Origin of the sequence: Scatolibacter rhodanostii (assembly GCF_900197595.1) — a bacterium.
GTDB classification, from domain to species: domain Bacteria; phylum Bacillota; class Clostridia; order Oscillospirales; family Acutalibacteraceae; genus Scatolibacter; species Scatolibacter rhodanostii.
In genome coordinates this window covers 107966-131799 of the sequence record NZ_FZLO01000004.1, presented here as the reverse complement: position 1 = coordinate 131799, position 23834 = coordinate 107966, and the positions used below count along the sequence as shown (strand labels likewise).

Below are 23834 nucleotides of genomic sequence, written 5' to 3'. Positions count from 1 at the left end.
ATATTGACCAGTATGTTCCAACTTAAACAAATGTTTTTTAGAAAATGCAAGGCCCTGACATTCTTTTAACTTATTCTATAATAAGTAATGGAATATCTATATAAAATACTCGGGAGGTTCTACAAAATGAAAGGCTTTGGAATGTTGGCCCTAAATAAAGCTGGTTGGATTGAAAAAGAAAAACCTATATGTGGTGCTTTGGATGCTATTGTGCATCCTACTGTACTTGCTCCTTGTTCTTCTGATACACATGTGCTGCATGGTGGTTCAGGTGAAAAAGAAAACTTGATTTTAGGTCATGAAGCAGTTGGTAAAGTGGTAGAAGTTGATTCACTTGTTAACAAATTTAAAGTGGGTGACACTGTTGTCGTTCCCTGCGTTACACCAAATTGGCTGGCAGAAGGAGTGCAAGGTGAATATAACGCACATGACGAAGGCTTTATGGGTAGCTTTAAGTTTTTGAATTCAAAGGACGGCACATTTGCTGATTATTTTCATGTCAATCATGCCGATGCTAATTTAGTTCTTTTGCCAGAGGGTGTCTCACCTGAAGCTGCTGTTATGACGGTTGACATGATGTCTACCGGTTTTCATGGGGTTGAAAATGCCAATGTTGAATTTGGTGATACTGTTGTAGTTATTGGTATTGGCCCTGTTGGTTTAATGGCTGTAGCTGGAGCTAAACTGAAAGGTGCTGGCAGAATTATTGCTGTCGGTACTCGTCCCAATTGTATTGCAGTTGCTAAAGAATATGGTGCAACGGATATTATCAGCTACAAAGATGGGGATATTGTACAGCAAATAATGGAATTAACTAAAGGAGGGGCCGACTCTGTCATTATTGCCGGTGGTAATCAAGATAGTTTCCGTCAAGCAATTGAAATGACAAAAGCTGGCGGTTATATCTCTAATGTCAATTTCTTTGATATACAAGAAGTTTTGTCCATGCCTGCTTTGTCTTGGGGTCTTGGTATGGCTAACAAAACTATTCGTGGTGGATTCTGCCCTGGTGGTGCATTAAGAATCCAGAAAATGCTTGATGTTGTTAAATATGGACGTGTGGATACTACCAAATTAATCACTCATCGTTTTAACGGTATTGAAAAAATTGAGGATGCATTCTATTTGATGGACGAAAAGCCCAAAGATTTGATTAAACCTGTCATTTTTATTGACTGATTTTAATTTTAAACTCTTGTCTAAAAATAAGAATTATCCAAGCTATGCTGTTTGCTCCATTCAACGGGGAGCTTTCAAAACCTAATATTTGACATTGAGAAAAAGAATCTTTATTAAGAGATTCTTTTTCTTTTGTTCAGAAAACCATTAATTCTTGACAAAAGTGGAAAACATATATAAGTATATGGGCTATGTTTGCAATAATTGTTTTATTTATGACTAAATTCAAAAAGAGTAAAGCTATATTTGTTGGTATTCGTATAGCTCTCCTTACACAGGAGGGCTATACGGCTGTAAAATCCAATTGTTGCGGATAGAAGGTGTGAGGGGATGAAGCATTTCTCTGTCAGTCATGTTAACAATGACTTGTAGTTTGTCTTGATAAGGCTTGAGAATATTCAGTACATCTTCTTCACGGTTCTGAAAGGCCTTGTTCATAGAAGCAATTCTGCCCCACGCTAAAATTGTGGTTTGAGTTCGCTGAACACTTTTGACCAAGATTTTAGGAAGGAGAAAAGGTGTGAATCAGTACATACAAGAAATAGTCTACCAAGCAAACCGAGTTCGCAGAAATAAATCGGTATTGGAAGACCGACAGGTGATATTGAGTGAAAAAAGAGCGATGAAAAGTGCAAGTTTGTTTTTCGGAGCAGCAACTCATTTGGTTGCCAAGATGATGAAAAGCCAGTAATGAATAAAAAAAGCTATCCAGAGATATTTTTCTGGATAGCTAAATATAAAATCAAATTTTGAGAAATGAGAAAGAGGTATTTTGTATGAAGAAGAAAAGTTTTGCTGTAGCCTATATGAGGTTTTCCAGTGAAAAACAGGCAGACGGATATAGCATTGAAGCACAAAAGGAAAAGATTGATGAGTATGCCGAAAAGAATCACATTGATATTTTAGAATATTTCATTGATGAAGCCAAAAAGGGTAGCAATGACCGAAGAGAAGGCTTTCAGAAGATGAAAGACTACATAGAGGAAGAAGAGTCCCTTTCCTACGTTTTGTGTCACAAGAGAGATAGAGTATTTCGAAGCAAGAGATTAATTTCTAACTTTGAGCTTTTCTTGGAAGATTTTGATATTGAACTCGTTGCCGTCAATCAAATCTACCAAAGCCGAAAAGAAAAAATCATCATGGAAAGCACAGAAGATATGCTGGCAGAGTTCTACCTCGCCAATCTAGCGGAAGAAACCATGAAAGGCTTGATGATTTCAGCGAAGCAGTGTCTTCACAATGGAGGGAAACCGCCCATTGGGTATGATGTAGGGAAAGATAAAAAATACATCATCAATGAAGCAGAAGCCAACATTGTTCGTGAATTGTTTGAGGAATACGCTTCAGGAAAAAGCATGGATGCTCTTCTAAAACATTGTCAGCAAAAAGGATATCTGACCAAATGGGGTAAGCCTTTTGGAAAGAATTCTTTCAACAGTATTCTAAAAAATGAGAAATACCGTGGGGTGTACGTTTGGAATCGAAGAGAATCCCGAAACAGTCATGGACGGTGTAATCATCACAGAAACAAATCCGATGACCAAATCATTCGGGTAGAGGGTGGAATACCTAGAATTGTCAGTGATGAACTGTTCTACAAGGTACAAGAGCGAATGAAGAAAAACAAAGAAAGTGCAGGAAGATTCACTGCTAAGCATGAATATCTTTTTAGCTCCAAAATCTTTTGTGGGAAATGTGGGCATGCTTACACGGGCAACACAAGGACGTCAGGCAAAGGGATTCCATATACTGGGTATCGATGTGGAGAACGTTGCAGAACGAATGCTTGTAGCAACAGGGAAATTGAGCGTACGCACTTAGAGAAGTATGTTTTAGAAAAGCTCAAGAATCATCTTTTCACCAAAGATGGTATGGTTCAAATTGCTAAACAGCTCAATGTTTTTCAGAAAGGCAAGCAAAGAAATGGTGAAGCAGAGTTAAAACTAGCCAAACAAAGGCTTTCCAATGTTGACAGAAAGATAAACAACGTCACCAATGCGATTACGCAAGGCATGTTCAACGAATCCATGCAAAGCAAAATGACAGAATTGGAAGAGTCCAAAACAGCGATACTGGAAGAAATCAAAGAACTTGAAAGCAGTCCAGAGGTCATTCCTGAAATCACACCAGAACAAATCAAAGAAACGCTTGAAAACTTCGAGGATTACATGCAAAACCATACCGAAACAGCAGAAGTCAAAGCATTCATTGAGCAGTACATCAAAAGAATAACCGTATATCCTGACTATGTAGAGGTCACCTTCGTGGTGACCTTTCCGACTGTTCAGAAAGTTTTTCCTGCACTAGAAATTACTGTCATTGCGACAAGAGGGGAAATAATGGGAAGAAGCAGAAGAATTGAAAGCTTCCTAAATGTAGCTAGTCAACATCATTTGAAGAGAATCTCCACCCAAATTGTCTTGCAGGAGCGACCATACTAACAAAGGTAAAAGGAGAAATAAAGATACATGAGAAACCGCAACCGTCTAGTCCATACCATATTGATTGATGTACGATAAGGCTAGGGGATTTCAGTAAAAAAAGAAGTCTGAACGCAAAAAAATAACGATCCTCTTCATAGAGAATCGCTATTCACTGTGGTTGCGGGAGCCAGATTTGAACTGACGACCTTCGGGTTATGAGCCCGACGAGCTACCAGACTGCTCCATCCCGCGATATATGCTTGATTCAGCTTTATTATTATACTACAAGAATAAAGAGAATGCAAGCATTTTTATTTTTTTATTTCCAAACTTTATTAGAATGAGGTAAATTAAACGTTTTAAGCCCATCTAAATAGAATTTTATTTATCTAGTTGAGCAACATATTCTTCCGCACAATAGGCTGCTACAGCGCCATCAGACGCAGCAGTGACAATTTGACGAAGCGGTTTTGCTCTTAAATCGCCAATAGCATAAACGCCATCAATATTTGTTTTGGTTGTTTCATCAGCCGTGCTGTACCCGCTTTTGTCAAGCTCAATTTGCCCTTTAAAGAGGTCTGTGTTTGGAATGTTGCCAACAGCAACAAAAAGGCCGTCAACCGCAAGCTCTGATTCAGTTTCATCAACACGATTAAAAATTCGGATGGAGGAAACTTTTTGCTCAGCTAAAATTTCTTTTACTTCACTGTTCCAAACAAATTCAACGTTTTCAGCACTTTCAAGTGGCTTTAGATAAGATTTAGAGGCACGCAGCGTATCACGGCGATGAATCAGGTAAACTTTTTTTGCAATTTTGGCCAAGTATACAGCATCCGCAGCAGCTGTATCACCGCCGCCAACTATCGCAACAGTCTTGTTGCGATAAAACATACCATCACAGGTGGCACAATAAGATACGCCCTTACCACGTAAGCTACGCTCGTTTGCTAGACCTAGTTCACGAGGATCTGCTCCCGTAGCAAGAATCACTGCTTTTGCTTCAACAACACCGTTACTGGTAATTGCTTTCTTGATAGATCCCTGTAAATCTAATTCCTTCACATCAGCAAAAATGGTTTGTGTGCCGAACCGTTCAGCACCTTTCTGCATTTGCAAAGCTAAATCAAATCCATTTATGCCTTCTGGAAATCCCGGATAGTTGTCAATTTGATCGGTAGTACCCATTTGACCACCGGGGGCCATTTTTTCTATTAAGGTCGTTTTGAGGTTTGCCCTGGCACAATACAAAGCTGCAGTATAACCAGCCGGGCCGCCTCCAATAATTAATATATCTTCCATGCGACTTCACCCTTTCATAAGGTAGATATTCATTTTTCCTTTCATATAAAAGGGAATAAGAATTTTATTTGCTGTTTTCTTCAATCATGGTAATCAGGTCGGCTTTTGGCTGAACACCGACAGATTGCGCAACGACTTCGCCGTCTTTAAAAAGAATCAAAGTAGGAATACTCATAACGCCAAATTGTTCAGCGAGTTCTGGGTTTTCGTCAATGTTAACCTTACCAACACGTACAGAATCGCTCATTTCAGCGGCGAGTTCATCCACGATGGGAGAGAGCATACGGCAAGGTCCGCACCAAGAAGCCCAAAAGTCGACCAAAAGAGGTTTATCTTCTTCTTGTAATTGATTGTTAAAGTTATCTTTTGTTAAAGTAATTAAATCCATAATAGTAGCTCCTTTATATATCAGTATTTTAATAAGTTCTTATATATATATTTTCCACATTTTAGAGCAAAATGCAAGCCCTAAACCGCTCTTTTTATTATTTTTACAAATTAGACATATTTTACAAGAACGACATCTTTATTATACCTGAAAAAATGATATCTAATCATGCGCTCTGCTAAAATAGATTTAATCTTCTATAATAACTTTTGCTGCTACGATATAATATAAAAACAATTAAAATATAGATTGACAATATTTTTAATAATTAATATTGTTTTTATTTTATTATACAACTTATTTTGACAAATATAATTCCTTTTTATAAATATAAATATGCTTAATCCTTAGAAATCATGTATCAGGATTGACATAAATTATAGCCATGTTTATCTTAAATAACGAAAGAAGCAGTTCTCTTTATTGACAAGAGAACTGCTTCTTTTATATGTTACCAAATTTCAGAACTTTGCGCACAATGAGATTGGCGTTTAATCGCACGTACCTCAACAAAACAACCGCAAAGTTCGCACATTCCGTTTACAAGATGATCGCAGCTACGGCAGCTGTCTAACCGTTTTTCATATTCATTACTTGATACTTTCTGTGATGCATCTAGGTTTTCGATATATTCATAGATGGTGTTAAAATACTCATCACTTGAAATATCTTTCAGCAGACATCGTCTGCAAAATTTCGGACTATCTGTGTTCATCCTTTTACAGTAATGGCGATTACGCTGCAAGGAGGCAAAGTGAAAGAAAGAGTATCGCCCTCTTTTTCAATAGCAGTGAAATCAACAATCTGCACTTTGTTAGGATCTTCAAAAGTATTATAGTCTTGAGCAGAGCCAGCCAAAATTCTAGCTGTGATATTACCAAGATTTACGCCCTCTAGTTTGCAAGAAACAGGAGCATCACTATCCAAAGAAAAGTTTGATGCGGTCACTAGGATAGAACCGTCATCTGCTTGAGAAGCAGTGCAGTGAAGTTTGGGGCAGGAGAATTCTTCAGTGCCAACCGTTTCATTTTCTACATAGCTATAAAGTAAGGTAGCGTCATGGTGACCTTTGTACAAATCAAATACGTGATAAGTGGGAGTTAAAACCATCTTATCTGCTTCTGTCAAGATAACAGACTGCAAAACATTAACAGTTTGTGCTAAGTTAGCCATAATAACACGGTCACTATGTTGGTTAAAGATGTTTAATGTTGCGGCGGCCACCATAGCATCACGCATGGTATTCTGCTGATAGAGGAATCCGGGGTTTGTGCCGGGTTCAACATCATACCAAGTACCCCATTCGTCCACGATAAGACCAACACGGTGGCTTGGATCATATTTATTCATAATTTGCACATGGTTAGAAATAATTTCATCCATTTTCATACTTTTAGCAAGGGTAGTGTAATATTCTTCGGCTGTGAAATCTGTTGCACTGCCTTTTTTCGGCCAGTTATGAGGAACGGTGTAGTAATGTAATGTAATAGCATCTGTATAGGTGCCTGCAATTTGCATCAGTTTATCGGTCCAGTTGTAGTCATCAGAGTTTGGGCCGCAAGCAATACGGAAAATCTGGTTGTCTCCGTAATTTCTTAAATAAGTTTGGAACTGACGATAAAGATCAGCATAAAACTCTGGGCGCATATTGCCGCCGCAGCCCCAGCTTTCATTACCAACGCCCCAATATTTGACTTTCCACGCATCTTTTTTTCCATTCGTTTCACGCAGTGCAGCCATGGGAGAAGTGCCGTCAAAAGTGAGGTACTCAACCCACTCACTCATTTCTTGCACAGAGCCACTGCCGACATTGCCGTTGATGTATGGCTCACAGCCCAATTGAGAGCATAATTCCATAAATTCATGAGTGCCAAAAGAGTTATCCTCTACAACACCGCCCCAATGAGTATTAATCATTTTTTTGCGGGATTCTTTTGCGCCAATACCGTCTTTCCAGTGGTACTCATCAGCAAAACAGCCACCGGGCCAACGCAAAACCGGAATATTGATATTTTTAAGCGCCGACACAACATCGTTGCGCATACCCTTTGTGTTAGGAATATCAGAATTTTCACCAACGAAGATTCCGTTGTAGATACATCTGCCAAGATGTTCAGAAAAATGTCCATAAATATTTTTATTAATCACACTCTTGCGGTCAAGGGCATTAATAACAATTTTGTTCATAAAATATTCTCCTTTTGAACTGAAATTTAATAGTAGATTTATATTATCACAAACATATTAATTTTTCTACTGATTTGATAGTTCTTCTTTATTTTTGTTAATATAGATAGTATTTTTAAAAAATATAGTTTAAATTGTCAGGAAAATCTTTTTATTAATGGATAGACGCCATCTTGTGTCTTGGGCAACCATAATATACAAATAAAAAATAACTAGGTCGTATTGGGTGAATCTGCGACGTAGTCATTTGTGATTGAAAAACTGATTTCTGAAAATGGAAGAAACATAAAAGCTAAGTTGTTGTGGCATTGTCAATTAAGCTGAGAAAGTTTCTATATCGAGCATGTTGTTATTTTGTAGGTAATAAATGAATTCTACAAAAAGAATCGACTGTGCAATTACTACGACACAAAACAAAAAAGATTCGCATAAATCTGAAAATATCAGCATTTATGCGAATCTATTGGTCGGAGTGACAGGACTTGAACCTGCGGCCTCTTGACCCCCAGTCAAGAGCTAGGAAGTACACTTACATATTCAATTACATAGTTTACTATGATTTAATGTATAAATCAAGAATATTAAAGGAAAGGAAGAGAATGATGATAAGGAAAATTTATAAGATAACTACTGGAAATCGTATAACTATTCCAAATGAAGTAATGCTAGAAGCTGACGTCATGGTTGGTGATACAGTTGTTATTTGGAGTAATGGAGATACAATTGTTATTGAAAGAGAAAAAGAAGTAGTTGAACTGTCAATACTTATTGAACGTATAAAATCTAGTGTTAGAAATACAAAGAATCTAAAAAACCGTTTATCTTTGCTTGATAAGGTAGTTGAATTAGAAAATCTGATATATGAATAATAAGAAAGCTACCTATTAAAATTATATACTAGACATTCTCCCGACTATAAACAGTAGTCGGCATTTTTATTTTTAAAGGAGATTTTGTTATGTCAAAAGTAATCGCAATCATGAATGAAAAGGGTGGATGTGCCAAAACCACAACGGCTACTGCTCTAGCTTATCTGTTAGCCAAACAAGGCAAGAAAACGGCTCTCATAGACTATGACGGACAGGCGAATGCAAGTCTACTCATGGGGGTTCGCAATCCCTTGACACTACAAGTGACAGTTTCTAACTTGTTAAATTGTATTATTCAAGAAGAGCAGCTACCCGAACCTAAGACCTATATTATCAAGACAGATTGTGGTGTTGATTTGATACCTGCCAATCGAAAATTAGCTTCCTTGGAACGTGACCTTGTTAGTGTGAATTTCCGAGAATATATTTTGAAACAGTATGTTGACACAATTAGAGATAATTATGATTATGTTCTTATTGACTGTATGCCGCAAATGGGAACACCTATGGTGAATGTTCTAATGTGTGCCGACAGTTTAATTATTCCCACACAGACAGAAATTTTATCACTGCAGGCAGTGCAAGAGCTAGTTAAACATTATGTGAAAGTTAAAAGTAAGCCTTTTCCATTTGGAAATCCTAAAATAGAAGTTGAGGGAATACTTGTTACTATGGACACGCAGCGTACAATTGTATCGGCTCAAATGAAAGATATGATAGACGGTACATTCGGCGGTAAATTGCCGATATTTGATACTTGTATTCCTCGTTCATCCAAGGTGGCCGAAGCTGCTATGTATGGTAAAACCATTTGCGAGTATATGCCTAGAAATAAAGCAGCTCTTGCTTATCAAAACTTTGCAAAGGAGCTGATGAAGCATGAGTAAAGTTGACAAATCAAAAATGTTGACACTGGATGTATTGGACGATATCCTTAATGATTCATCAAATACTCCTATTATAAATGGAAATATAGAAATGCCGATCAACCAATTACAGCCGTTTCCTGACCATAAATTTAAGCTGTACACAGGTGAACGGCTGAATGATATGGTGGAGAGTATCAAAGAATTCGGTGTGCTTATGCCGATTATTTTATGGCAGGAAGACAATGACTACTTTATTCTAAGTGGCCATAACCGTGTCAATGCTGCTAAACTGGCAGGACTTAAAAGTGTACCAGTCATTATCAAAGAGAATATTACTTATGAAGAAGCTGTTTTAATTGTAACAGAAACCAATCTTAGACAGCGTTCTTTTTCTGATTTATCGGAATCGGAAAAGGCTTATTCTTTGGCACAACACTATGAAGCTATGAAATCTCAAGGTAAACGAAATGATTTGCTAGAAGAAATTGACACACTTTTTAAGAAGGATTCAAAAGGAGTTCAACTTGAACACACGTCGGATATGACTAGTGTTCAAGTTGAACCTCGACTTAAAAGTAGAGATAAAATCGGTGAAGAGTACGGTTTATCCCCAACAAATGTCACTAGATATATTCGTATTTCTTCACTTGTTCCTGAACTGATGGAGCTACTTGATAATAAAAAAATCGCTTTTTTATCGGCCTATGACCTATCGTTTATTACCGATACAGCCATACAACAGGAAATTTATAAGGCGGTCAATTATGGATTCAACTTGAATATGAAAAAGGCTGCTTTATTACGGCAGGAGTTTGAATCAGGAACACTCGATAAAGCTATGATTGATGATATCTTTTTCGGAAAGGCTGAAACAAAAGCAACAAAGCCGAAAATAATTAAAATAAAACCTGAACTTACTAAAAAATATTTTTCTGATAAAAGCAAAGAAGAAATAGATAATATCATTGAAAAAGCTTTGGGTTTATATTTTGGGGGTAAGCTATGAAAATTAGAAATGTAAAAATTTATTTGAATCCTGACAAGCTGTCTTCTACTAAAGCTACTGCAGATGTGACAATAAAAGATGGATTTGTTGTTAGAAATATCCCTATTGTTCAGGGAGAAAAACGGTTATATTTGGATTTTCACTTTGATAGTACGGAGGTATCCACCTTTATGCCATTTAGTCCAGTAGCCAATCATATGATTGAAAGAATTGTGATTGCTGCTTATCTGCAAAAAGTTATAACACAACAGAATGCAATTGAATCTACGTAATTGTCATGGTATAATATTTGTAATAAATAAAAACATCTTTTACATTAAGATAAAACGCTATACTTAAAAAACAGCAATCCATAACTAAAGTTCTTAATCAAAAATGCAATAAAAGGAGGTGTAGAGAATGCCAGATACAAATAGAGCTATTAATCGTGTATTTACTCGCAAAGTGATTATTGATTTGCTTCAAAATGGACAAAATGATGTTTTTGACTATGTAGTTAAACGATATATTGATGACCCTGAAAGCAAAAATCACGGTCAGCTTATAAGCGAGATTTACGCTCATCTAGGAAAGCAACAACGTAATGAATATTATTATATGAATACTCTTTTGAACAAATTACTTGATGGCATTCATAATGTAAATACTACATCTGCTTTTTCTCAAGTACGTATTGGTCATTCGGTTGCAGACTTTGTTATGATAAACGGTGAGGGAAGGGTTTATGAAATTAAATCCGAACTTGATAATTTTGACCGTCTAAATGATCAATTACGAGACTATTATCGAGCTTTTAGCAAAGTATCCGTGTTAGCTTCTATACATGAACTTGATAGAATAAAGAACATTCTATCAAGTTTTGGTGATATGGGTGATGCTGTCGGAATATATGTACTCTCTGACCAAAACACAATATTTAATAAAAATCGTAGTCGAGAACCTCAACGATATGATGACTTGCTTGATCATGCAAATATTTTTAAATTATTAAGAAAACGTGAATACGAAAATATTATTTCTAAATATTTTGGTAACTTACCACAAGCCGAACCTGTTTTTCATTTTAAAGCTTGCCTTGAAAAATTTCATGAAATTCCAATTCATTCTGCGCAGAAATTAGTGTTTCAAGAATTAAAAAAACGGAATAAGATAACAATAGAAGAATTCGAAAAGATACAGCCAGAATTAAAATCAGTTGTTTATTTTTCAGGACTCGTCCGTGAAATGCCTAAGATAGAACAATTACTTCAAAAAGAATATGGAGGGTAGTCAAAAATGTATTTCCCATACTTCAGAGGCCGACAATATGAACTTCTTGCACTGAGAGATCTTGCGACTAAAGGGTTAATAACCAATTCTGTTCATCCTATTATTGAACCTGTAAAACTCATTCCAGCTTTAAAAAATTCTCTGGCTGCATTTAATACTTCGAACTTATCTATTGGATTAATTTTAAATCCTAATGTTGGAGATTTAGCAGATGAATCAGAAACCATCGACCAATTATTGAATAATCTTGAAACAAACCCAGTTATTATTCCTTCTATACTTCTGAATGAGAGTACAGAAGTTATTTTACGAATGTTATCTAACAAAGGAATTCAAAAAAGCAATATCTTGACTGTGCTAGATGATCGAGATTATCTAACAACTTACAGTGCTTTATTTAAAACTACTTCCCCTAAATATACCCTTTGTCCTGATGATAGACAAATTCGCCGAGCAAGTCATCACAAAGTTCTATTTGAAGATAAATTTAAAAAGCGTAGTCGAAATGCAGATTATCCGGAAGATGAATTTTTTTCTGACAATCATATTTATTATGATTCAGAGGATTATTTGGGATTTGGTGACTACTCAATTGTTGGGAACGAGTATACCGAGTCAGGATTTGCCCCTTATGCTGTGGCAATTCATATTGTATATTTTGCAGAAGATGATTCGCTTAGAATAAGGCACTTCATTTCAGATTCTAACGATGATATTTCGGACGTTGCAGGAAAATTTTATGAAGCGGTGTCCAAACTCTATAGATGGTACAGTGATGGTAACCATCACCAACTAACAACTGGTTTGCAGACATTACTTGACCATTACCATAAACGTACATATCCGGGATTGCCTACACTAAAGAAATTATCCATTATGCATCATTTGGAACTGGTGGGCAAATATCTTGATGAGAGATTGCCTGTATGAATTGTTGCATAGAATGTTTTCAGGACACCGAAATTCGGGCAATGATATCCGCTAAAGATCAAACTGGTGAGTGTAGCTTTTGCGGCAGTAAAGATGTTTTAATTTATCCTGTTGATAAACAAACAGATTTATCTGATTTAATTTCTGCAGTCATTAGCACATATGAAGAATCAGACGTTGGAAAACCTCTTTTTCAAGTACTCCTTAACGATTGGAGTATTTTTAATCCACTAGTTACTTGTTCCAATAAGCTATTAGAAGCATTTTGTTTAATAATCTTTGGAGATTCTGAAAATAGCCATAATGTAAAGGTTAGAATCCCACGTAGTTCTACTGAAAATTATGGCATATTGGGTGGACATACTTGGCAAGAATTTTCAACAAATATAAAAAACGAAAACCGATTTCACAATGGTTTTTTCAAAGCAGATCGATTGGCTACATTTTTAACTTATGCAGCAAAAAGATATGCAAAAGACACATTATTGTACCGCGCACGCATATGGTCTGATAATAAGGGATTTTGTACTAAGGAAATGGGTGTTCCTCCATTTGATAAGCGTAGATCTGGACGTGTAAATCCAGAGGGAATTTGTGCACTTTATTTATCTTCTAAGGAAGAAACTGCAATTAGCGAAGTAAGAGCAAATGCTTTTGACTTTGTAAGTGTTGGAAAGTTTCGGCTTTTAAAAAATATATCTATCATTAATCTATCAAAATTAAATAATATTAGCCCAGCTATATATTCTGCTGGTTTGGAATCGCTAACAGCAAATATATCAATATTTAGAGATATTTCAGAAGAAATATCAAAGCCACTTAGGAGAAATGATAGTCATTTAGACTATTTACCCACCCAATATATCACTGAATTTATTAAAAGTAAGGGTTACGCTGGTATTGAATTTTCAAGCACAAGAGCAACCAGTGGCGATAACATTGCCGTTTTCGATGAATCTCTATTTAAGTGTGAATCTGTCCATAATTTTGAAATTGAAAAAATAGAGCATACCTATAAAAAATTATAATTACTTAAATGAGATATCATCATTTACAAATGACTTTTTTAATTAAGATTGGATTAAAAGGTTTGTAACAAGAATTTTATGGTTGCAAGCCTTTTTAATTGTATAAGCTTTACACTTACTATTTATTTTTTGGCTAAGTATGATAGCATCCGAAAATTTGAAACATTCTAAAAAGGAGGCATTAAGTGAACATCACAGACATCAGAATACGCAAAAAAACAAACCACGGTGATTTAAAAGCTGTGGTTTGTTTAATTATTGACGGTGATTATGCTATGAATGATATTCACGTCATACAGAATGAGGAACGTTTATATGTACAGTTCCCTAAATGGGCAAATGGTAAAAGCATTTTTGCACCACTCAATCATCAAGCTAGACAAAAAATTGAAGATAGCATTTTAAAGGTTTACCGAACAGTGTAAGCCTTATTTTTTTACCCTTATTCATATTTTATTAGACACGGAGGAAAGACAAATGGCAGAAAACAATATTTTCAGAGTAGAAAAAACAAAGGATTTTACGGTAATGTCTAATCACCATTTTAAAAACCGTAGGTTATCATTAAAAGCAAAAGGCTTGCTATCTCTTATGCTTAGTTTGCCGGATGATTGGGACTATTCCTTATCAGGACTTGTGAGAATTTGCACAGAGGGAAAGGAAGCAATTAACAAGGCTCTAAACGAATTAGAGAAGGAAGGTTATCTTACACGTAATCAGATTCGTGCAGAAAAAGGTCGTTTTAGTCGGACAGAATTTATTATTCGAGAGATTCCTGTTTTACCGTGTACCGGAAATCAGGTTACGGTGAAGACAGAATCCATAGCTTCATCGCAACAACAGAAATCACCGTATACCGAAAACCCGTCTACGGAAAAACCGGATACGGATAATCCGGCAGCGGAAAAACCGTGTCCGGAAAATCCACCACAATCAAATACTAAAGAAATAAAAGAACTAAAGGAATCAAATACTTATCAATCAATCTATCAGCAAGAAAATGCTGAACAATATGAAGAAGATATGATTGAAGATATTTTGCGTGAAAATATTGAGTATGACATACTTATCCAAGACCCTGATTACTTTGGTAGTAGCTCCGGCAGAGAATTACTTGATAGCTTCGTGGAAATTATGAAGCAGCCATTTATTAGCTGCAAGCTAAATTATCGTATTGGTAAGGAAGAAATCAGTATAGCAGCTGTGCGAAGTCGTTTGATGAAAGTAGATTGTGAACACATAAAATATGTATTTGATTCGGTTTTCAATGCAACCGAAAGAACGGTTAAAATAAAAAACATGCAAGCTTATCTGTTGACAACATTATACAATGCTCCTGTCACTTATCATGCATATCAAGCCGATTTGTGCAAGGACGTAGGATAAGGAGAAATTTCAGTGAAACAACTCAATCTAACTAACAGCCAAGCAGAAATATTAAAAGAGTTTTTAATTTGCACAAAATCATATCGGCTAGGTGAAATTGCCTATCATGAAGCTAAATGTGATGAAAAGCGTGCTGAACCATTCCGGCAGATTGATCAATTAGCAGATGAAATAATTCCTTGTTTATAAAACTGTGATTTAGTGAGAAAAAGAGAGTTTGACCTTTAGAGAATCGAACACAAGATATTGTGTTTTTTCTTAACCCTATAGCTACTCGTCGAACATTGAAAAAGTGAGATAAATGAAAAAATCGCAGCTTGACTTTTTAAGATGAGCTGGGCGGTAAGCAATTATACAAAATACTTATTATTACTAATTATAAAAATAGACTTGTTTTTTAATTCAAGTATAGAATAATTATAGAGTAAAAATATTTTATATTGAGGGGTAAGTATTATGAAAAAGTTTGCTAAAGTTGTATTTGGAAGTTTGGATATTAGTTTTTTAATTAAATATTATGTTTTAGGCGCACTAGTTCCAGTAATCATATATTTTTCATCGCAAGGAACAAGTAGCGGTATAAATGCAGGAGTTATTGTTTTTATGATACTTTCTTTTCTGCTTTTTCCGTTTACGATGTACGTTTATAAAAGTATATTAGGAATTTTCTTTAATGGAGTTTCCTTTCTTACGTCAATAATATTTATGGTGCTTTGGGTGGCAGTAAGGACAATTATACTTTTTATGTTTAGCATTCCAGTTGGTATTATTGGGGCAACTGTTATATATTTAACTCAAAAAAATAGAATAGTAGGTGGAGAGTATGAAAACGAAATGGACGAATCTACAGAAGAAATATAAGGTACTTATTGTCGCTGCACTGGTGGTTGTACTAGTCGGAGGCAGTACGGCAGGAGTATATGCTTACGGCAATCATCAAGAGGTGTTAGCTAAACAAGCGCATGAACAGGCTGTCACCGCCTTGTCAGCTGAATTTGACACACAATCGGCTGAACTCGATAAACTGCAGAAATCAGCCGCAGAACTGCTTGTAGACAGCTACTTAAAAGGCGATATTACAGACGAAGATATTAAAACACTGGAAACAGCTTTTGCCAGTGTGAAAGATATCGACATAGATGATACGTATAAAACTGATTTGCAAAAACAGCTTGATACGATCTCTGCTAAGAGGTTAGAGATTGATGAGCAGCTGAAAGAAATCCGCACCAAGTTTGACACACAGACAGCTGTTAACGCTTTGTTTTCAGCTCCGGCACTCTCTGGCAACAAAACGGCTGAAAATCTTGTCATTGCTGATACGGTTGATAGTAAAAAGATAGAGGAACTCAAATCCAAATACTCCCACAACGAAAATCCTGACGAATGGCAGAAGTCCATTAATGCCATTTTAGAGCAGGCTAAAAATCAGACAAAGCAAGCTGATACCGTCAAAGTAGAAGTTGAAAAGTATCTGAAAGACGGCAAGCTTACAGCTGATATTACACCTGAAATCATTGTTAACCTGAAAGCCGAGGTCGGCAAGCTCAAAAATGAAAAGCTGAAAACCAAGTGGTCAGATGAAGCAGTTAAAATTGAAAATTTGCAAAATGAAAAGGTGAAAGCTGCTGCTGAAAAACAAGCTGCCGAAGTGGGTGGAACGGCTGAAAAGCAAGAAGACGGAACATATAAAGTAGTTACACCAAGCAATACTGGTGCAGAAACCAAGCCGTCACAAGCTGCGCCCTCTGCTCCAACTGCACCTACCAGTAATAATAGCACACCGTCCGCTCCTGCGCCTGCGCCACAGCCGGAATATGTGGAGCCTGCTCCAGAACCAGAGCCTGAACCAGAACCAGTATATGAAGAACCGTATATCGTGCAAGGGCAAATTATTGACGGTTTATTTGATACAGCCGAAGAATTAGGTGATTATGCCTATGGCTACATGGCCACAGAAGATTTTGAAAATAGAGGGCTTTCTGGTTTTTGGTGTAGGTGGGTAGTCTATTCCAATGCCACAACTAAATATACGGTTGAATGGTATTAATCTTTTACAAATAAATAAGTTAGTAAGAAGCGCATAACATAGGTTGTGCGCTTTTTTGTATTCCAAAATCAATTTCACTGTCAAAGCAGTGTTTATATAAATAATAATTATTAAGGGGGTAAAAAGATAAACATGAAGTTAAAAAAAGTCTTATCTGCTCTATTGTGTTTGATGATTGTTCTGCAACTACCGTTGTCTGCAATGGCTGACAGCGGTAGTTCTTTTCTTGGCAGTCAAACCGAAGAAATTTCCCAATCAAATGTTTCTGAAAAAGACACGACAAAACCTGATGAATCTTTGCAAACATCTTCTCTGATAGAGAGTTCTTTACAGCCGGAAACATCTGTAACTCCAGAAGAAACCAAAGAACCCAGTGAAAGTGAATTTAGCTCTACAAAGCCCGAGAAAAAATTAGAAGAAAGCACTTCTTCTGCAGAGTCGTCTGAATCCTCCAGTGAATTAAGCGAAGATGAAAATTCCATTACGATTGATATTTCTGAGTGGGAAGAAGTTTTTCCTTATGACAACAGTGAGGAATTTTTAAAAGCTCGCTTGTTTTCAAGGGCAGCTGCTAGTGTCTATACCGTCTATCAGGATTCTAATGGTGTGCAATTTATCGGACAGGATTTCAGCGATGGACACAATGAAACAAGGTGGTATCCAAAAAGAATTCATGAAACAGGAGCAGTAACTTATTGTGTTGAACACGGTGTTCCTATCCCCAATGCGTATGAATCTGGATACACACCAAGAGAAGTAACAGACGACCAATACCAGAGAGTTAGTTTAGCGGATTATTATGGAAGAACTACTCGAGGAGGGGATTCTTTAAAAAATGAATACATGGTGCAGCTCTATGTGTGGGAAATGATACAAGGGGTTAGGGTGACAAATCTTTATTATGTTGGTCATCCTGATTGGGCGCCGTGGGTTTCTATGTCCGACTATGTCAATTTTAAAAGAGAAATACAGCCTAAAATTGACGCTTTTTTTCGTTATCCCTCCTTTAATGGTCAAAATATAAAAATAAAACCTGGACAAAGTATTACGTTAACTGATACAAATGGAGTGGTGGCAAGTTACGAAAATACTCCCGCAATTAATACTACTGGATTAGACATAAGAAAGTCAGGAAATTCTTTAATATTAACAGCCAATGCAAATTCAAAAAATGGTTATTTTACTTTTAGGTATATTTTGCCGCCTGATTTTTATAGAGGTACACCTATTTACTATGATAGTCCTAACACCCAAGATGTAACAGTGTTGGGTAGTGGTGACCCGGGCAGAATTAGAATTAATGTCGAAGTAGAAAAACAAGGCACACTGCGAATCAAAAAGACTTCTGACGAGGGATTTTTAGCAGGGTTTCGCTTTGAAATTAGCGGTGACGGCAAATATTATACAGGGTACACAGGCGCAGACGGTTATCTTAATTTTACGCTGCCAAGCACCAACAGTGCAGGAAATAAAATTTCCTATACTGCAAAAGAAATCGGTACTCCTGCTCGTTATGTGCAGCCGAATAATCAGACGTTTACCATTGAGCCGAGCGGAACGACTAACCTTAGTTTTAATAATACCCTCAAGCGCAGCAGTGCCAAAATCAAGAAAAGCTCCGAAGACGGTCTTGTCGAAGGTGTTCAATTTAGAATTACAGGTGGAACAACTGGTGAATCCTTTGATTTAAAGACTGATAAAAACGGTGAAATTCTTGCTACTTTAAGAATCTTTGACAAAGCAGGAAGTAAGGTTGTTTATACGGCAACTGAAATCAATGTAGGTGGAAGATATTCTGCACCTGCTAGTCAGACGTTCACATTAAATGAGGGACAAACAGTTTCCCTTAATTTTCAAAACAACACAAAAAAAGGTGCAATTCGAATTGCAAAAACGTCCGAAGACGGAGCGCTTCAAGGTTTTCAGTTCAAAATTACATCAAGTATGCCTGTAACATCATCAACCTACAATGGCTATAATTACCTTGCAGTTTATGATTATCAGTATTATATTGACCACAATCCCGATGTTAAGAGTGCGTATGGTGGAGATAGGGCAAAGACCCTAGAACATTTTGCTTTGTATGGGATAGCAGAGGGAAGAAGAGCCAGTGCTAACTTTGACCCTGTATATTATAAAAATAATCATGCTGATTTAAGAGCAGCCTATGGTGGTAACTGGTTAGGATATTATCAGCATTACATTAATGCAGGAGAAAGAGAGGGCAGAAAAGCTTCTGATGTTGGGGGAAACGGCAGCGCAAATAACTGTTTTACAGTTACAAGGTCGACAAATGCAAGTGGTGTGATTGATGTATCGTCTGTTCCTGTATACGATATTTACAATAACCCTGTCACTTACATAGTAGAAGAAATTAATACCCCCTCGAGGTTTAATCAGCCTACAAGTCAGAGCTTTACGATTGGTGTAGGACAAACCAAGACAGTAAACTTTTATAATAGCCTAAAAAATGGAAATCTAAAGCTTATAAAGACTTCCGAAGACGGTGTAGTCGCTAATCTGAAATTCAATGTTTCAGGTGGTGGTCAGACGTTTGAAAAGGTTACAAATGACAAAGGCGAGTTAGATGTTACAGGATTGAAAGTCCTTGATTCTTCTAACAAGCAGATTGTTTATACAGCAACGGAAGTAAGCACACCACTTCGGTATTTGACACCAGTAAGCCAGACTTTTACTTTACAAGCAGGGCAGACCGCCACGCTGAAATTTGACAATAAGTTTAAGCGTTCCAGTATGCAGCTCATAAAGACTTCCGAAGACAATGTTGTCGCAAACCTTAAATTTGAGATTACAGGCAACGGTCAGAAGTGGGATAAGGTCACTGGTGCAGACGGTAAGTTTGATGTTTCGGATATGCAAGTATTTGATACTAAAAATGAAAAGATAGTCTATACCGCAACAGAGGTTGACACCCCTATCAAGTATGTACAGCCTGCACAGCAGACTTTCACGCTTGAGTATAGCAAAGTAACTACCGTTAATTTTGACAACCGATATAAGCGTTCCAGTATGCAGCTCGTGAAGACTTCCGAAGATGATGTTGTCGCAAATCTCAAATTTGAGATTACAGGCAACGGTCAGAAGTGGGATAAGGTCACAGGCTTAGACGGAAAATTTGGTATCAACGATATGCAAGTCTATGATACCAAAAATCAGGAAATTATCTATACGATTAAAGAAGTCAGCACACCTACAAAATATGTGCAGCCACAGCAACAAATTTTCACGCTCAAGTACGGAAAATTAACAGAAGTCAAATTTGATAATTGCTATAAACGTTCATCTATGCAGCTCATAAAGACTTCCGAAGATAACGTAGTCGCAAATCTCAAATTTAAGATTACAGGCAACGGTCAAGAGTGGGATAAGGTAACGGACAAAGACGGCAAATTTGATGTTTCAGATATGCAAGTCTTTGACACAAACAATGTGGAAATCGTCTACACAATTAACGAAGTCGACACCCCTATCAAGTATGTACAGCCTGCACAGCAGACTTTCACGCTTGAGTATGGCAAAGTAACTACCGTTAATTTTGATAACCGATACAAACGCTCTAGTATGCAGTTGGTTAAAACCTCGGAAGACGATGTTGTCGCAAATCTTAAATTTAAGATTACAGGCAACGGTCAAGAGTGGGATAAGGTAACGGACAAAGACGGTAAGTTTGATGTTTCGGATATGCAAGTCTTTGACACAAACAATGTGGAAATCGTCTACACAATTAACGAAGTCGACACTCCTATTAAATATGTACAGCCACAGGAACAGACCTTTACACTTGAGTATAATCGAGTGACCAAGGTCTATTTTTATAACTCCTACAAACGTGCCGATTTTCAGCTGATGAAAGAATCAGAAGACGGTATCATTGCTGGACTTAAGTTCCAAGTTCTTGGCAATAATCAGCAGTGGGAGAAAACAACGGATAAGGACGGTAAGTTTGATATCACAGACATGCAAGTCTTTGATACAAACAACAAAGAAATCATATATACTGTTCGTGAGGTCGATACTCCTACTCGATATGTGCAGCCTTTAGAGCAAAAAATCACTCTTGCATACGGTAAAACCACCACGGTTAATTTTTCAAACGTTTTGCAGCGTGCGGATTTGAAAGTCGTCAAAATTGCGGAAGATGGAATGATTGAGGGGTTAGAGTTCCGTATTACTAGCAGCGATGGTGAGATTGATATTGTCCGTAAGACCGATAAAAACGGTGAAATTGTTGTCCCTGATTTAAGAGTATTTGACAAGGATAACGTGAAAATCGTCTATACAGCAGAAGAAATCAATGTGCCTGAAAAGTATATCAAGCCAGAACCGCAGAAAATCACCTTGAATGTAAGGGAAGAAAACAAAGCCGGAAAAACAGCAGCTATTAAAAAAGTCATAGAGAATATTGAAACAGACAGCCAACTCACCACGTTGGCTGTTCCTCATTCTCCAAAGAAACAAACTCCTGAAGATGAGCAAAAGGAGAATCCTAAAAAGGGATTAGGGATATCGCTGCAGCTGACACCTTTATCAGTATCAGTTCCGGGCAAATTAAGTTCTAAACAAATTGCACCCATTGACTTAAGTAGTTTGTTGCCGGAAAGCTCTAAATTAGAAAGTGTAGATTCTGAATCTTCCGAACCTGAAAGTTCTAAGTTAGAAAGCGAAGATTCTCAAAAGCCTGAACAATCGGAAAATTCGGAAGAATCAGAAAGTTCCAGTGATTTAGAAAATTCAGAGAGTTCGGAAAATCCTAATAGTATTAATATTATGAAGTTTGAAAATATTCTGATTCGAGGTAAGGTTCAGACTTTTAAAGTAGATTCAGAGAATCCTGATAATAAGCTGACAGGCACGTCTTTTGCTGTATATGCAGATATTGACAACGACGAAATATATACGGAGCAAACAGATATATTTGTTGGGATATTGCTTGAAGATAAGGACAGTAAAAGCTATAGTTTACCCAAATTAACTCGTGGTAAATATTTCATTCATGAAAGTGAACCGCCGGAGGGATTTGTACAGGATGAAAATTACTATCCCTTTGAAATCACGCAAGATGGTGAACTTATAGAGTTCAATGTTCCTACTAAGCAAAACTTTCCGAATGACCCGATTAAGGGAACAATTGAGGGCAAAAAGTTAACTGACAATGGCAAAGGTCTAGGCGGTGCTTTAATTGGTTTATATAAGTCTGACACGACAGAAATTACGAAAGAAACTGCAATCATGACAGCCATATCAGCTGATGATGGCAGTTTTTATTTTGCTAATGTTTTGTTTGGCCAATACAAGGTCAAGGAACTGACAGCTCCGCATGGTTATAAACTATCGGACAAAGTGATTGATGTGGATATTGTAGAAAATGAGCAGGTTATATCCATTGAAATCATCAATAAAAAAATACCTGATGTGCCGATACCCCAGACTGGTGATGATAGGCAGCCTTTACTATTTATTGTTGTTGGTGTTTTATCAGCTGCAGGAATAGTGACATTATTAATTCGTAGGAAGAAAAGGCTTAATTAGTTGATTTCTGGTAGTACCAGATTCAAATATAAAATTTTATTTAAGGAGTTTTAATTATGAAATTTATTATCCCAAAAGAAGAAACATTCGGTGTTTTGGAGTTTGCCGGAGAGGGTGAAACTATCATCGAGTTTATTAATGGCAAACGTACACCGACTTATCGTGTGTACAATCTTTATTCTAGTGTGCAGAAAGCTGACAATGTGGAAGTAAGGCTGCCATATGCACTCAAAGCAAAAAGCTTCGGGTATGAAGAGCGTGTGCAACTTATTAATCCACGCTTGGAAGTTGAATCCAATCGTGTAGGCGAAAGAAGCTATGTGAGATATATCCTATATGCCGATGATTTGATTGTTTTTGGTTCACAGGTCGAGAAGTAATTAAACTATTTATTTTAAGGAGAAAAGATTATGAGTACAATGAGATTGCCAGAGGGTATTAAAGTCGATAACGATAAAACATTTGGAGAACTCAAGTTTTCTGCACTTCGCCGAACACGTTTTAAGGAAGAGGGGGGAGAAGTTACAACAGAGGTTACAAGCCGTACATACGATTTGCGTTGTAAAGTGCAAGGGGAAATGATTCAAGTTACTTTACCGCCGGAAATACCTGAAAAGACTTTCGAATACGGTGCAGTTGTTGAACTGGTAGAGCCGGAAGTTGGCACAGTTGCCGATAGGGGTGGTGTAACCATCTTTATTAGAGCGAAAGACATTGCCTTAAAGGGAAAGGGTGGCAATCGTCCTACAGCGCCTACACAGCCACAAAATAATCATCAGACACAGCCAGATAAAAAAGAATAAGATGATATGAAAAGTGAGCCGATTTAAAATGTCGGCTCTTTCTTTTTTAGAAAGGTGGTATTGCAGTATGCAAAGAAATGAGGTTGTGGGTTTTGATGATTTTATAGCTGCCTATGATGATAATTATCAACCACTAGAGGTGGATTCTAAGGCTGCTAATGATTATTTGGACAAAATTCTAGAAACTGGAGAAAGCTATACTGCAGGAGAATATTTCGATATGCCAATGTTTGGTGGCCAGAGCGTTGTTATATTTGCGTTTATGGTTGATTTAGATGATGACAGGCAAGAGTTTATTAGGTATATAAATTGCACGGTATATGTTAAAGCAGAATCCGTCAATATGTATAACTAGAGGCAAGCTGCAGCAAGGAGCTTGATATGTAAAATAGTTAAGAGAGGATGTGAAAAATTGAACTTGAAAGATGTAGAACCAGAGGAAACAAAGCTAAAAAAACGGATAGTCAAAACAAGCATATTGCTAATTTTATCAATTTGTTTATTGGCCATTTGTTTTACACAGCAAAATATGATTGATAAGGTGATTGTGTTCGCTTCTGTTGGTTTTTTTGTTATTGTATTTTTTATTGCTTTTTCA

25 protein-coding genes and 1 tRNA gene are annotated in these 23834 nt (G+C 36.9%); 20 read left to right on the top strand and 6 right to left on the bottom strand.

Annotated elements, in window-relative coordinates:
- Positions 1–126: 126 nt before the first annotated feature.
- Positions 127–1179, top strand: coding sequence for an NAD(P)-dependent alcohol dehydrogenase (locus CS931_RS09490; RefSeq protein WP_099205547.1), 1053 nt, complete (start codon positions 127–129; stop codon positions 1177–1179).
- A gap of 270 nt (positions 1180–1449) precedes the next feature.
- Here CS931_RS09490 and CS931_RS09485 read toward each other — a convergent pair whose 3' ends face one another.
- On the bottom strand, positions 1450–1677 hold the full coding sequence (locus tag CS931_RS09485; RefSeq protein ID WP_159459794.1) for a DUF1643 domain-containing protein: 228 nt from the start codon (positions 1675–1677) through the stop codon (positions 1450–1452).
- A gap of 22 nt (positions 1678–1699) precedes the next feature.
- On the opposite strand from CS931_RS09485, the gene CS931_RS12690 reads away from it, so the two are divergent.
- On the top strand, positions 1700–1870 hold the full coding sequence (locus CS931_RS12690; protein ID WP_159459793.1) for a hypothetical protein: 171 nt from the start codon (positions 1700–1702) through the stop codon (positions 1868–1870).
- An 85-nt stretch (positions 1871–1955) separates the two neighbouring features.
- Entirely contained in the window at positions 1956–3620 is a 1665-nt protein-coding gene (locus tag CS931_RS09480; protein ID WP_099205545.1) for a recombinase family protein, read from the top strand.
- 157 nt (positions 3621–3777) lie between these two features.
- Here CS931_RS09480 and CS931_RS09475 read toward each other — a convergent pair.
- The 5 genes from CS931_RS09475 to CS931_RS09455 form a co-directional block, all read right to left on the bottom strand.
- A tRNA-Met gene (locus CS931_RS09475) sits at positions 3778–3854 on the bottom strand.
- Positions 3855–3983: 129 nt separating this feature from the next.
- The gene (gene trxB / locus CS931_RS09470) at positions 3984–4901 is read right to left on the bottom strand and encodes a thioredoxin-disulfide reductase (RefSeq protein WP_099205544.1); all 918 of its coding nucleotides are present in this window, start codon (positions 4899–4901) and stop codon (positions 3984–3986) included.
- 64 nt (positions 4902–4965) lie between these two features.
- Positions 4966–5289 carry a thioredoxin gene (trxA, locus tag CS931_RS09465; RefSeq protein ID WP_099205543.1) on the bottom strand — a complete coding sequence of 108 codons (324 nt, stop codon included), beginning with the start codon at positions 5287–5289 and terminating at the stop codon, positions 4966–4968.
- A 451-nt stretch (positions 5290–5740) separates the two neighbouring features.
- The gene (locus tag CS931_RS09460) at positions 5741–6004 is read right to left on the bottom strand and encodes a DUF6171 family protein (RefSeq protein WP_099205542.1); all 264 of its coding nucleotides are present in this window, start codon (positions 6002–6004) and stop codon (positions 5741–5743) included.
- Positions 6001–7476, bottom strand: coding sequence for an alpha-N-arabinofuranosidase (locus tag CS931_RS09455; protein ID WP_099205541.1), 1476 nt, complete (start codon positions 7474–7476; stop codon positions 6001–6003). The genes CS931_RS09460 and CS931_RS09455 overlap by 4 nt, the downstream gene beginning before the upstream one ends.
- Positions 7477–7843: 367 nt before the next feature.
- On the opposite strand from CS931_RS09455, the gene CS931_RS13075 reads away from it, so the two are divergent.
- The 17 genes from CS931_RS13075 to CS931_RS09380 all read left to right on the top strand — a co-directional run bounded on the left by CS931_RS13075 (position 7844) and on the right by CS931_RS09380 (position 23591).
- Positions 7844–7978 (top strand): hypothetical protein, encoded by a 135-nt coding sequence (locus tag CS931_RS13075; RefSeq protein ID WP_278277665.1) that lies wholly within the window; start codon positions 7844–7846, stop codon positions 7976–7978.
- 97 nt (positions 7979–8075) lie between these two features.
- Positions 8076–8345: a hypothetical protein gene (locus CS931_RS09450; protein WP_099205540.1), complete on the top strand. Its 270-nt coding sequence runs from the start codon at positions 8076–8078 to the stop codon at positions 8343–8345.
- An 89-nt stretch (positions 8346–8434) separates the two neighbouring features.
- Positions 8435–9232 carry a ParA family protein gene (locus tag CS931_RS09445; RefSeq protein WP_099205539.1) on the top strand — a complete coding sequence of 266 codons (798 nt, stop codon included), beginning with the start codon at positions 8435–8437 and terminating at the stop codon, positions 9230–9232.
- A complete protein-coding gene (locus CS931_RS09440; protein WP_099205538.1) occupies positions 9225–10220 on the top strand; it encodes a ParB/RepB/Spo0J family partition protein in 996 nt (331 codons plus the stop codon). Before CS931_RS09445 ends, CS931_RS09440 begins: the two co-directional genes overlap by 8 nt.
- Positions 10217–10492, top strand: coding sequence for a septation protein SpoVG family protein (locus tag CS931_RS09435; RefSeq protein ID WP_099205537.1), 276 nt, complete (start codon positions 10217–10219; stop codon positions 10490–10492). The genes CS931_RS09440 and CS931_RS09435 overlap by 4 nt, the downstream gene beginning before the upstream one ends.
- A gap of 127 nt (positions 10493–10619) precedes the next feature.
- Positions 10620–11489, top strand: a complete 870-nt coding sequence (locus tag CS931_RS09430; RefSeq protein ID WP_099205536.1) for a sce7726 family protein — start codon at positions 10620–10622, stop codon at positions 11487–11489.
- Between the two features lie 6 nt (positions 11490–11495).
- Positions 11496–12419 (top strand): sce7725 family protein, encoded by a 924-nt coding sequence (locus CS931_RS09425; protein WP_099205535.1) that lies wholly within the window; start codon positions 11496–11498, stop codon positions 12417–12419.
- Entirely contained in the window at positions 12416–13447 is a 1032-nt protein-coding gene (locus CS931_RS09420) for an RES family NAD+ phosphorylase (RefSeq protein WP_099205534.1), read from the top strand. The genes CS931_RS09425 and CS931_RS09420 overlap by 4 nt, the downstream gene beginning before the upstream one ends.
- Positions 13448–13632: 185 nt before the next feature.
- Positions 13633–13872 (top strand): septation protein SpoVG family protein, encoded by a 240-nt coding sequence (locus tag CS931_RS09415; protein WP_099205533.1) that lies wholly within the window; start codon positions 13633–13635, stop codon positions 13870–13872.
- Between the two features lie 52 nt (positions 13873–13924).
- Positions 13925–14833: a DUF6017 domain-containing protein gene (locus CS931_RS09410; protein WP_099205532.1), complete on the top strand. Its 909-nt coding sequence runs from the start codon at positions 13925–13927 to the stop codon at positions 14831–14833.
- A 12-nt stretch (positions 14834–14845) separates the two neighbouring features.
- Positions 14846–15022, top strand: a complete 177-nt coding sequence (locus tag CS931_RS12685) for a hypothetical protein (RefSeq protein WP_159459792.1) — start codon at positions 14846–14848, stop codon at positions 15020–15022.
- A 267-nt stretch (positions 15023–15289) separates the two neighbouring features.
- Positions 15290–15694: a hypothetical protein gene (locus CS931_RS09405; protein WP_099205531.1), complete on the top strand. Its 405-nt coding sequence runs from the start codon at positions 15290–15292 to the stop codon at positions 15692–15694.
- Positions 15657–16883 (top strand): hypothetical protein, encoded by a 1227-nt coding sequence (locus tag CS931_RS09400; protein WP_099205530.1) that lies wholly within the window; start codon positions 15657–15659, stop codon positions 16881–16883. Before CS931_RS09405 ends, CS931_RS09400 begins: the two co-directional genes overlap by 38 nt.
- Positions 16884–17015: 132 nt before the next feature.
- Complete coding sequence (locus tag CS931_RS09395) at positions 17016–22433, top strand: MSCRAMM family protein (RefSeq protein ID WP_099205529.1); 5418 nt, start codon at positions 17016–17018, stop codon at positions 22431–22433.
- A 56-nt stretch (positions 22434–22489) separates the two neighbouring features.
- Positions 22490–22813: a DUF961 family protein gene (locus tag CS931_RS09390; RefSeq protein ID WP_099205528.1), complete on the top strand. Its 324-nt coding sequence runs from the start codon at positions 22490–22492 to the stop codon at positions 22811–22813.
- 30 nt (positions 22814–22843) lie between these two features.
- Positions 22844–23236, top strand: a complete 393-nt coding sequence (locus CS931_RS09385) for a YdcP family protein (RefSeq protein WP_370738189.1) — start codon at positions 22844–22846, stop codon at positions 23234–23236.
- Between the two features lie 67 nt (positions 23237–23303).
- Positions 23304–23591 carry a hypothetical protein gene (locus CS931_RS09380; protein WP_099205527.1) on the top strand — a complete coding sequence of 96 codons (288 nt, stop codon included), beginning with the start codon at positions 23304–23306 and terminating at the stop codon, positions 23589–23591.
- Positions 23592–23834: the final 243 nt, after the last annotated feature.

Bases quoted from the DNA above. Each gene is read 5' to 3' on its own strand.
- CS931_RS09490 (WP_099205547.1), top strand. From the start codon at position 127: ATGAAAGGCTTTGGAATGTTGGCCCTAAATAAAGCTGGTTGGATTGAA.
- CS931_RS09480 (WP_099205545.1), top strand. From the start codon at position 1,956: ATGAAGAAGAAAAGTTTTGCTGTAGCCTATATGAGGTTTTCCAGTGAA.
- trxB (WP_099205544.1), bottom strand. From the start codon at position 4,901: ATGGAAGATATATTAATTATTGGAGGCGGCCCGGCTGGTTATACTGCA.
- trxA (WP_099205543.1), bottom strand. From the start codon at position 5,289: ATGGATTTAATTACTTTAACAAAAGATAACTTTAACAATCAATTACAA.
- CS931_RS09460 (WP_099205542.1), bottom strand. From the start codon at position 6,004: ATGAACACAGATAGTCCGAAATTTTGCAGACGATGTCTGCTGAAAGAT.
- CS931_RS09455 (WP_099205541.1), bottom strand. From the start codon at position 7,476: ATGAACAAAATTGTTATTAATGCCCTTGACCGCAAGAGTGTGATTAAT.
- CS931_RS13075 (WP_278277665.1), top strand. From the start codon at position 7,844: ATGAATTCTACAAAAAGAATCGACTGTGCAATTACTACGACACAAAAC.
- CS931_RS09450 (WP_099205540.1), top strand. From the start codon at position 8,076: ATGATGATAAGGAAAATTTATAAGATAACTACTGGAAATCGTATAACT.
- CS931_RS09445 (WP_099205539.1), top strand. From the start codon at position 8,435: ATGTCAAAAGTAATCGCAATCATGAATGAAAAGGGTGGATGTGCCAAA.
- CS931_RS09440 (WP_099205538.1), top strand. From the start codon at position 9,225: ATGAGTAAAGTTGACAAATCAAAAATGTTGACACTGGATGTATTGGAC.
- CS931_RS09435 (WP_099205537.1), top strand. From the start codon at position 10,217: ATGAAAATTAGAAATGTAAAAATTTATTTGAATCCTGACAAGCTGTCT.
- CS931_RS09430 (WP_099205536.1), top strand. From the start codon at position 10,620: ATGCCAGATACAAATAGAGCTATTAATCGTGTATTTACTCGCAAAGTG.
- CS931_RS09425 (WP_099205535.1), top strand. From the start codon at position 11,496: ATGTATTTCCCATACTTCAGAGGCCGACAATATGAACTTCTTGCACTG.
- CS931_RS09420 (WP_099205534.1), top strand. From the start codon at position 12,416: ATGAATTGTTGCATAGAATGTTTTCAGGACACCGAAATTCGGGCAATG.
- CS931_RS09410 (WP_099205532.1), top strand. From the start codon at position 13,925: ATGGCAGAAAACAATATTTTCAGAGTAGAAAAAACAAAGGATTTTACG.
- CS931_RS09405 (WP_099205531.1), top strand. From the start codon at position 15,290: ATGAAAAAGTTTGCTAAAGTTGTATTTGGAAGTTTGGATATTAGTTTT.
- CS931_RS09400 (WP_099205530.1), top strand. From the start codon at position 15,657: ATGAAAACGAAATGGACGAATCTACAGAAGAAATATAAGGTACTTATT.
- CS931_RS09395 (WP_099205529.1), top strand. From the start codon at position 17,016: ATGAAGTTAAAAAAAGTCTTATCTGCTCTATTGTGTTTGATGATTGTT.
- CS931_RS09390 (WP_099205528.1), top strand. From the start codon at position 22,490: ATGAAATTTATTATCCCAAAAGAAGAAACATTCGGTGTTTTGGAGTTT.
- CS931_RS09385 (WP_370738189.1), top strand. From the start codon at position 22,844: ATGAGTACAATGAGATTGCCAGAGGGTATTAAAGTCGATAACGATAAA.
- CS931_RS09380 (WP_099205527.1), top strand. From the start codon at position 23,304: ATGCAAAGAAATGAGGTTGTGGGTTTTGATGATTTTATAGCTGCCTAT.